Source organism: Guptibacillus sedimenti (assembly GCF_028610665.1).
In the GTDB taxonomy this organism is placed as follows: domain Bacteria; phylum Bacillota; class Bacilli; order Bacillales; family Guptibacillaceae; genus Guptibacillus; species Guptibacillus sedimenti.
In genome coordinates this window covers 1-9,145 of record NZ_JAQQWV010000017.1, presented here as the reverse complement: position 1 = coordinate 9,145, position 9,145 = coordinate 1, and the positions used below count along the sequence as shown (strand labels likewise).

Annotated in this window: 7 protein-coding genes, 1 tRNA gene, 1 rRNA gene and 1 other annotated feature; of the genes, 8 read left to right on the top strand and 1 reads right to left on the bottom strand. The window is 41.1% G+C overall.

Features of this window, described 5'->3' with window-relative positions; translation table 11 throughout:
* Positions 1 to 102 (top strand): 5S ribosomal RNA (gene rrf, locus PQ578_RS22290); the annotation flags it as partial.
* Positions 103 to 267: 165 nt separating this feature from the next.
* Here rrf and PQ578_RS22285 read toward each other — a convergent pair.
* A complete protein-coding gene (locus tag PQ578_RS22285; RefSeq protein ID WP_273837330.1) occupies positions 268 to 1,230 on the bottom strand; it encodes a YaaC family protein in 963 nt (320 codons plus the stop codon).
* A gap of 116 nt (positions 1,231 to 1,346) precedes the next feature.
* Between PQ578_RS22285 and guaB the strand changes: the two genes are divergently transcribed.
* The 7 genes from guaB to PQ578_RS22250 all read left to right on the top strand — a co-directional run.
* Entirely contained in the window at positions 1,347 to 2,804 is a 1,458-nt protein-coding gene (guaB, locus tag PQ578_RS22280; RefSeq protein WP_224885560.1) for an IMP dehydrogenase, read from the top strand.
* Between the two features lie 150 nt (positions 2,805 to 2,954).
* The gene (locus tag PQ578_RS22275; RefSeq protein ID WP_273837329.1) at positions 2,955 to 4,295 is read left to right on the top strand and encodes a D-alanyl-D-alanine carboxypeptidase family protein; all 1,341 of its coding nucleotides are present in this window, start codon (positions 2,955 to 2,957) and stop codon (positions 4,293 to 4,295) included.
* A gap of 187 nt (positions 4,296 to 4,482) precedes the next feature.
* Entirely contained in the window at positions 4,483 to 5,370 is an 888-nt protein-coding gene (pdxS, locus tag PQ578_RS22270; RefSeq protein ID WP_098445637.1) for a pyridoxal 5'-phosphate synthase lyase subunit PdxS, read from the top strand.
* Between the two features lie 73 nt (positions 5,371 to 5,443).
* A complete protein-coding gene (pdxT, locus tag PQ578_RS22265) occupies positions 5,444 to 6,037 on the top strand; it encodes a pyridoxal 5'-phosphate synthase glutaminase subunit PdxT (RefSeq protein ID WP_273837328.1) in 594 nt (197 codons plus the stop codon).
* A 66-nt stretch (positions 6,038 to 6,103) separates the two neighbouring features.
* Positions 6,104 to 6,308 (top strand) — a binding site (T-box leader).
* A 92-nt stretch (positions 6,309 to 6,400) separates the two neighbouring features.
* A complete protein-coding gene (gene serS / locus PQ578_RS22260; RefSeq protein WP_273837327.1) occupies positions 6,401 to 7,675 on the top strand; it encodes a serine--tRNA ligase in 1,275 nt (424 codons plus the stop codon).
* Between the two features lie 209 nt (positions 7,676 to 7,884).
* Positions 7,885 to 7,977: transfer RNA gene (locus PQ578_RS22255), tRNA-Ser, on the top strand.
* Positions 7,978 to 8,210: 233 nt separating this feature from the next.
* Positions 8,211 to 9,145, top strand: a 935-nt coding sequence (locus tag PQ578_RS22250) for an IS1182 family transposase (protein WP_273833195.1), incomplete at its 3' end; no start/stop codon positions are given.

The window sequence follows — 9,145 nt, the reverse complement described above, 5'->3', positions numbered from 1 at the left end:
GAAGAGGTCACACCCGTTCCCATGCCGAACACGGAAGTTAAGCTCTTCAGCGCCGATGGTAGTTGGGGGATCTCCCCCTGCAAGAGTAGGACGTCGCTGGGCAATGATGAAAGGCGAGAAACCAAACGGTTTCTCGCTTTTTTGTATGGTTTTATAGATGTTTCACTAGCTCAAAGCCCTCATTCATAACGTTCGCGGAATTAATCTCAAATTCGCGGAAAAAGCATCGAAAAAACACGCCCTTGTTAACTGCCTTCTGCTTTATCACTAATATCCTCTCTGATCTAGAAAGGCATAGAGCAATTTCGGAATCTTTTTAGAAGTAACCTCAAGAAATTGAAGAATAAAAGGTAGATCTGATGACTCCTGTGTATGAAACAAATCCCCCCACCATTCTGTCTCGTATCGACAAATCATGCTCAAATTATATAAAACCAGATAGTGCACCATTACTTCTGTAATAGAATTGTACTGGTCCCTTTCTGCAGGGAGATACACGCCACCCGTACCATAGAGAAAGGGACGTTCCTGTAACTCTAGTTTGGGCTCTCTGTGAACTTGTAAAGTTATGAAGTCACGATGCTGTCCTAGGATTTTTACTGAACACAATCCCTGCTGCTGAAGATAAGATTCCAAACGTTCAACAGTCATGTTTAAAGAATCAAGAATATTTGAATGTACTGTAAATGTGTTGGTGGAAATTGCAGTCAAATGATAATTTGTTCGCTTGCCATTTAGTTTCTCAAACAACGGACCGATCTCAGGTATAAGGGATAGAAGATCTTCCATTTTATACTTTTCCCCTTCAACCTGTTTCACATGAAACATTTTCCTTGAAAAGTATTCAAAAAGTCCGTTTTTTTGACCCTTCACTTCATCCTGCAAGAAAGCATATTGCCGTTTTTTTCGTTTTCGAGAGGTTACCCCGTGGGCAAGTACATGGGTATCCCCGGGATAGTTCGGATCAATCGTGATGAGACAAGCTTTTAACAGTTGAATCATCCCATAGAAAAGAAGGATCGGTTTTAGCTCGGCATCAGCCATTTCAGCATGCCGATAATAGCGATCTCCGTATTCAATAAAGTACATAAAACGATAGCAAGTATCATAGCTCTTTCGTTCTGCATCTGGAAGTTCAATTTTAGAATAACATTCCTTTAAATATTGCTGAACATATGAAGCAGAGTGATAAGCTAAGTTGGCTGAGTGTTGATGTCCAGAATATCCCATAGGAAACCTCCATGTTTGATAATTCAAACTTATTCTATCTTTCTTGACAGTAGTTTAACCAATTGATAAGCTACTAATAAAATTTCGGACAATTCGATTAGAGGAGGATGAAAGGGATGTGGGAAACAAAATTTGCTAAAGAAGGGTTAACCTTCGATGATGTGTTATTAACGCCAGCTTTTTCAGATGTACTACCGAGGGAAGTATCGGTGAAAACTCAGTTAACAAAAGACCTTGAACTAAATGTACCAATTATTAGCGCAGGTATGGATACAGTTACAGAAGCACCGATGGCGATCTCAATGGCAAGACAAGGTGGTCTAGGAATTATCCATAAGAGCATGTCAATGGAAGAGCAAGCTGAGCATGTTGATCGTGTGAAACGATCTGAAAGTGGTGTTATTACTGATCCTTTCTTCCTTACACCAGAGCATCAAGTATTCGATGCTGAGCACCTCATGGGCAAGTACCGCATTTCAGGAGTTCCTATTGTGAATGATGAGCGCAAACTTGTTGGTATTCTTACTAATCGTGATCTTCGTTTTATTGAAGACTACTCTATTCAAATTAAAGATGTGATGACAAAAGAAAATCTTGTTACAGCTCCAGTCGGAACAACATTAAAAGAAGCTGAGCGCGTCCTACAAAAACACCGTATTGAAAAGCTTCCTCTAGTAGATGAAGACGGTACGTTAAGAGGTCTTATTACCATTAAAGATATTGAAAAGGTTATTCAGTTTCCACAGTCTGCTAAAGATAGCAGAGGCCGCTTACTAGTAGGAGCTGCTGTGGGGAATACAACAGATGCACTTAAGCGAGTTGAAAAGCTTGTTGAAGCCGGTGTGGATGTAATTGTATTAGATTCTGCACATGGACACACTGAAGGCATAATGACAAAAGTAAGTGAAATTAAAAGTGCTTACCCGAACCTTCCAATTATTGCAGGTAACGTTGCTACTGCAGAAGGAACAAAAGCTCTAATCGAAGCAGGAGCAGATGTTGTAAAAGTAGGAATCGGACCTGGTTCTATTTGTACAACTCGTGTGATTGCAGGTGTTGGTGTACCTCAAATCACTGCAGTCTATGAATGTGCAACAGAGGCACGCAAGCATGGTATTAGCATTATTGCAGATGGAGGCATTAAGTTCTCAGGAGATATCGTTAAGGCGATTGCAGCAGGTGGTCATGCCGTCATGCTTGGTAGCATCCTTGCAGGTGTAGATGAGAGCCCAGGCGAACGTGAAATTTATCAGGGGCGTCAATTTAAAGTCTACCGTGGAATGGGATCAATTGGAGCGATGGAAAAGGGAAGTAAAGATCGTTATTTCCAGGAAAATATGTCTAAGCTCGTTCCTGAAGGAATTGAGGGACGTGTTCCTTATAAAGGACCTCTTACTGATACAATCCATCAATTAATCGGTGGGTTACGATCAGGAATGGGATACTGTGGAACAAAAACTCTAAATTCTCTACGTGAGGACAGTCAGTTTGTACGAATCACTGGAGCTGGGCTCCGTGAGAGCCACCCACACGATGTTCAAGTGACGAAAGAAGCACCAAACTACTCAGTCTAAATAGGGCTTTAGACGGAAGTTATAACAGCTGTGTGACAAAAACAACCGAATATATTCGAAAAGTAGATAGGGGACTTTCCTCTATCTATTTTTTTAATTTTAGGTGTGATAGAATAGCGGTTATGTGAGACTTATTTGGAGGTGTAGGGGTTGAAAAACCTTGGTTTGAAAGCCATGACCGTAGCCATGGCGATGGTATTATTACTAGCAGGAACATTTGGTGGAGGCAATACTGCAGAGGCTGCAGAAGCGCCTGACATCAAAGCGGAAGCATCAATCTTAATAGATGCAAGTTCAGGGAAAATTTTATATCAAAATAATCCTGAATTAACGCTCTCACCTGCAAGTATGACAAAGATGATGTCGGAGTATTTAGTACTTGAAGCGATTAGTAAAGGTGAAGTTAGTTGGGATGAGAAAGTTACTGTAAGTGATACGATTCAAAAGTTATCTCAGAACCGTTCTCTTTCAAACGTACCACTTCGTGTGGGTGAACAGTATACAGTTAAGGAATTATATGAAGCAATGGCAATTTATTCTGCAAATGCTGCCACAATGGCACTTGCTGAGCACATTGCAGGGACAGAAACGAAGTTTGTCGAAATGATGAATGCCAAAGGAAAAGAAATGGGCATGAAAGAATACAAGTTCGTGAATAGCTCAGGACTAAATAACAGAGACCTTTTAGGAAATCATCCGGCTGGTGATGCGGATGAAGAAAATATGATGTCTGCACGTTCCACAGGGCTTCTTGCATATCATCTTCTAAAAGATTATCCAGAAGTGCTTGAAACTACGAGTACGCCTGTGAAAGAATTCCGTGAAGGTACAGATGATCAAATTACCATGAAGAACTGGAACTGGCTTCTTCCTTCTCTTATCTATTCAAATAAGTACAAAGTAGAAGGAATTGACGGGCTTAAAACAGGATCAACTGATTTAGCTGGCTTTGCCTTTACAGGAACAGCAAAACAAGGGGATATGCGATTAATTTCAGTTGTTATGAAAACCGACTCTTATGAAGCTCGCTTCGAAGAGACCTCAAAATTGCTGAATTATGGTTTCGATCAATTTGAACAAAAAACAATTGTTTCTAAAGGCGATAAAGTAGATGGAGAATCATCCGTTAACGTCGTAAAAGGAAAAGAAAAAGAAGTTGGCGTAGCTGCTGGGGAATCGTTTAATACTGTAACTGTAAAAAACACGGAAGAACCATTTGAACTTAGCTACGAATACGACAAGTCTCTCCTTAACGAAGATGGAGAACTAACTGCACCAATTAAAGAAGGCGACCAAGTTGGAACAGTTGTCTTAAAAGCAACAGGGGAAGATTTTGGTTACATAACAGGGGACAAAGGTTCGTCAGTACCTCTTGTAGCAACTGAATCAGTTGAAAAAGCAGGTTGGTTTACCCTTACTATGCGAGCAATTGGTGGTTTCTTCTCTGGTGTGTGGACGAGTGTAGCAGATGCAGTGACAGGACTGTTTTAACTTATAATAACAAGCATAATTGGTAAAAATACTCTTCGATTAGGTAATCGGGGAGTATTTTTCTAAATCTTTTACGAAATCACCGCACATGTGATAGGACAAGTCATAAAAAAATGTTACAATAAAAGCGTTTGATAGATGTCGTGTATAATAGACGTTTCTAAGTATAGATATGGGAGGAATATAGATGAATCAACAAACAGGTACAGATCGTGTAAAACGTGGTATGGCTGAAATGCAAAAAGGCGGCGTTATTATGGACGTTGTGAATGCAGAGCAGGCGAAGATTGCAGAAGAAGCTGGTGCAGTAGCAGTAATGGCACTAGAACGAGTACCATCTGATATTCGTGCAGCAGGCGGCGTAGCACGTATGGCTGATCCTACAATTGTAGAGGACGTTGTGAATGCCGTATCCATTCCGGTAATGGCAAAATGCCGTATTGGTCATATTGTAGAAGCACGCGTTCTTGAATCAATGGGCGTTGACTACATTGATGAAAGTGAAGTTCTTACGCCAGTTGACGAAGAATTCCACCTTGATAAACGTAAGTACACAGTTCCATTTGTATGTGGAGCGCGTAACCTTGGTGAAGCACTGCGCCGCGTAGGTGAAGGTGCAGCAATGCTTCGTACGAAAGGCGAACCTGGAACTGGTAACGTTGTTGAAGCTGTGCGTCATCAGCGTCTTATTCAATCCCAAATTCGTAAAATTTCAAGCATGTCTGAAGATGAATTGATGACTGAAGCGAAAAACCTTCAGGCGCCATTTGAGCTTCTTCTTCAAATTAAAGAGCTTGGACGTCTACCAGTTGTTAACTTTGCTGCTGGTGGTATCGCAACACCTGCAGATGCAGCGTTAATGATGGAACTTGGTTCTGACGGCGTATTCGTTGGTTCTGGAATTTTTAAATCAGATAATCCTGAGAAGTTCGCTAAAGCGATTGTTGAAGCAACAACTCACTATCAGGATTACGAATTGATCGCAAACATTTCCAAGAACCTTGGTATCGCAATGCCAGGAATTGAAATTTCTTCACTTAAGCCATCAGACCGTATGCAAGAGCGCGGCTGGTAAAATCATTGATCCCCCACCTGCGTAACGTAAGGTGGGGTTCTTACTTAGATAAAGAGAAGGAGTCGAGAGCAGTATGGTGAAAGTCGGGGTCCTTGGACTGCAAGGTGCGATCAGAGAACATGTGAAAGCACTAGAAACAAAAGAAGCAGAAATCATTGTGGTAAAACGTGTTGAACAGCTTGAGGATTTAGATGGACTCGTGCTGCCTGGTGGGGAAAGTACGACAATGCGTCGTTTAATTGATCAGTATGGATTTCTAGAGCCTCTTAAGGCTTTTGCATCAGAGAAGCCTATTTTCGGCACATGTGCTGGATTAATCCTTCTTTCAAAGCATATTGAAGGTGTGGATGGATCTCATATTGGCGTCATGGATGTAAGGTCTAAAAGAAATGCTTTCGGACGACAGCGTGAAAGTTTTGAAGCACCGTTATCAATTAAAGGACTAGAAGAAGACTTTATTGGTGTCTTCATTCGTGCTCCATATATTGAAGAAGTTGGAGAAGATGTTGAAGTGCTTGCTACGTTTAATGAAAAAATCGTAGCGGCACGTCATGGACGTTTTCTTGCGTGTGCTTTTCATCCAGAACTAACGGACGATGATCGCATGCATCAGATGTTTATTGACATGGTTCTGGAGTTTAAGAAAGAAGGACTTGCAACGGAGTAACTTTTCGTGTAAATTATTACGTACCAAGAAGAAGAGAATTCTTTTTCTGCAAATGACGAATGATAAACGAAAACGTTGACGGGAAATAGTAATAGATGTTCAATGCCAAGAGAGTCGATGTGTGGTGTGAATCGATCATTGAACCCTGTGAATCCATCCCTGAGTAGGAAGCTGAATGAAGTAAGCTTTCTCGGAGCAGACCGTTATTCTGTTAAGAGGCAGACAATTGTCTGCAATCAGGGTGGCAACGCGGGTAGCTCTCGTCCCTTTATAGGGGATGAGGGCTTTTTTGTATTCAAAAACCATACTTTCACTCTAGATAGGTTAACGGGTTTATCATTCATTAATAAAGGAGGAAAAAGCATGATCGATTTAAAGTATTTGCGTAAAAATTTTGAAGAAGTAAAAGTAAAGCTGTCAAAGCGTGGGGAAGATCTAGTCGGTCTTGATCGTTTTGAAGAGCTTGATCAGCGCAGAAGAGAGCTTATCGCTGAAACAGAGCAGTTAAAAGGACAGCGTAATGAAGCTTCTAAAAACGTGGCGGTATTTAAACGCGAGAAGAAAGATGCCGATCACCTTATTAAAGAAATGCGTGAAGTTGGCGATAAGATTAAAACCATTGATGAAGATCTTCGCACTGTTGAGACAGAGCTTGAACAAATTCTTCTTCAAATCCCAAACATCCCTCATGATAGCGTACCTGTAGGTGAGACGGAAGATGATAACATCGAAATCCGTACATGGGGAGAGAAAAATGATTTTGCTTTTGAAGCAAAGCCTCACTGGGATATTGCAACCGATCTTAATATCATTAACTTCGAACGTGCAGCAAAAGTAACCGGAAGCCGATTTGCTTTCTATAAAGGTGCTGGAGCGCGTCTAGAACGTTCTTTGATTAACTTTATGATGGATCTACATGAATCTGAGCATGGCTATGAAGAAATTCTTCCTCCATACCTTGTGAACCGTGAAAGCATGACTGGTACTGGTCAGCTTCCTAAATTTGAGGAGGATGCCTTTAAAATTCGTGAAGAAGATTACTTCTTAATTCCAACAGCTGAAGTACCGGTAACAAACTTCCATCGTGATGAAATTATGGACGGAGAAGATCTTCCACTTGCTTATACAGCTTACAGTGCTTGCTTCCGTTCTGAAGCTGGTTCTGCAGGGCGCGATACTCGTGGACTGATTCGTCAGCACCAATTTAATAAAGTAGAGCTTGTCCGTTTCGTGAAGCCTGAAGATTCTTATGACGAGCTTGAAAAGCTTACGGGGCATGCAGAGAAAGTACTTCAGCTATTAGGACTTCCGTATCGCGTTATGAGCATGTGCACCGCTGACCTTGGCTTTACTGCAGCGAAGAAATACGATATTGAAGTTTGGATCCCAAGCTATGGTACGTATCGTGAAATCTCTTCTTGCAGTAACTTTGAAGACTTCCAGGCACGTCGTGCAGGTATTCGCTTCCGTCGTGAAAAGAATGGAAAGCCAGAATTCCTTCATACGTTAAACGGCTCTGGCCTTGCGATCGGGAGAACTGTTGCCGCAATCTTAGAGAATTACCAACAAGAAGATGGCTCAGTTATTGTCCCTGAAGTACTTCGTCCATATATGGGTGGGCGTGAAGTGATTAAATAAAAGTGATAAAGAGCAGAGTCATCTCTGCTCTTTATTTTTAGATAAGAATCGTGTATAGTAAAAGAAGCTAATTTTCGACGAAGTTCTTCATCAATCATCAATTTACATACCTGAAAAACTTTTTGAAAAAGTTTTGGGATATCGTTGACATTATTCTAATACGATGATATTATATTACTTGTCGCAGTTAGTTAATAACTTCTTCACACGGAGGAATACCCAAGTCTGGCTGAAGGGATCGGTCTTGAAAACCGACAGGGGCTTAGTCGCCCGCGGGGGTTCGAATCCCTCTTCCTCCTCCATTTACTAATTAATAACCAACGCGCATATAATTTGGAGATTATATTTCGACCGCTGTCATCGCCGACAGCGGTTTTTCTATGTGCAATTATAGTGAGATAAGAAAAAAGCTATCCAATTGGATAGCTTCAGGCTGTCGAGAAAGTCTCGACAGCCTGTTTTTTTTATCTCATTTCCCTCAATTATCCATTTTTTTGTTATCCTATAGGTAGATTCTATTTAGGCGGTGATTTTAATGTTCCAATCTAGACAAAATCGACAAAACGAATTAGAAATGGTGACCATTGAAGAGCTCGTCCCTGAAAACCACTTACTTCGAAAAATTGACCACTACATAGACTTTTCCTTTATTCCCGAGAAAGTCCGTCCTTACTATTGTGAAGATAATGGCCGACCCTCTCTAGACCCTCTTGTGTTATTTAAAATGATGTTCATTGGCTATATTTATGGCATCCGTTCTGAGCGAGAATTAGAACGCCAAATTCAAACGAATGTCGCTTATCGTTGGTTTCTTGGCTTAAATTTAACAGACTCGGTGCCTCACCACTCCACCATTAGCTGGAATCGCAGAATGAGATTTCATGAGACTGATATCTTCCAGGAGGTCTTTGATGAAATCGTTCATCAAGCGATGAACCACCGAATGGTTTCGGGTCGCGTGCTTTATACGGACTCAACCCATTTAAAAGCAAACGCCAATAAAAAGAAGTTTTCCAGAAAAGAAGTTCACGTCGAAACGGCCGATTATATTGAAGAATTGAATGAAGCTGTGGAACAGGATCGGGCTGATCACGGAAAAAAGCCTCTAAAGGAAAAGGAGGAGGTGAAGAAAACCAAAGAGATTAAAGTCAGTCATACTGATCCAGAGAGTGGTTATTTGTATCGTGAACACAAACCCGAGGGGTTTTTCTATTTGGATCATCGCACGACAGATATTAAATACAACATTATTACCGACGTCCATATTACTCCTGGCAATATTCATGATTCGAAGCCTTATTTACAGCGTTTGGACCGTCAGATCAAGCGATTTGGATTTCATGTTGAAGCCGTTGGATTAGATGCCGGTTACCTTACCAGTCCGATTTGTCATGGTTTAGCTCAGCGAAAGGTGTTTGGCGTTATTGCCCATCGTCGGTATCAATCACGAAAAGGATTCATTCCAAAGTG

Coding starts and splice junctions, on each gene's coding strand:
- guaB (WP_224885560.1), top strand. CDS start 1,347: ATGTGGGAAACAAAATTTGCTAAAGAAGGGTTAACCTTCGATGATGTG.
- serS (WP_273837327.1), top strand. CDS start 6,401: ATGATCGATTTAAAGTATTTGCGTAAAAATTTTGAAGAAGTAAAAGTA.
- PQ578_RS22285 (WP_273837330.1), bottom strand. CDS start 1,230: ATGGGATATTCTGGACATCAACACTCAGCCAACTTAGCTTATCACTCT.
- pdxS (WP_098445637.1), top strand. CDS start 4,483: ATGAATCAACAAACAGGTACAGATCGTGTAAAACGTGGTATGGCTGAA.
- pdxT (WP_273837328.1), top strand. CDS start 5,444: ATGGTGAAAGTCGGGGTCCTTGGACTGCAAGGTGCGATCAGAGAACAT.